Source organism: Mycobacterium sp. NGS67 (assembly GCF_059812185.1).
Genome location: NZ_JCALCF010000104.1, coordinates 1 through 265, shown reverse-complemented (window position 1 = coordinate 265; position 265 = coordinate 1). Strand labels below are relative to the sequence as shown.

General features: G+C 67.2%; 1 pseudogene. It reads right to left on the bottom strand.

Features of this window, described 5'->3' with window-relative positions:
• Positions 1-265, bottom strand: a pseudogene (locus AC5Y4D_RS27430) (hypothetical protein); the annotation flags it as partial.

The window sequence follows — 265 nt, the reverse complement described above, 5'->3', positions numbered from 1 at the left end:
CGCCGGTGTCGTGGGGTGGGGTCGTAGCGGGTGGTCCAGCCCCAGGTGTCGAACAACTGCTTGAACGCGTCGAACGTGGCGTCGTTGCCGCCCGGGGGATACCCCCACACCCAGTAACCGACTTCGAAGTTCCATGACCCGCGCGGGCCCAGTGGCCCGCTGCCGCAACTACCGATGGCACCGCCCCCGGGCTTTTTGAAGCCGACTGTCAGGCCGTCGGGTAGCCGCTTGAGGATCTCGGTGATGTAGTGCACCACACCGCGGC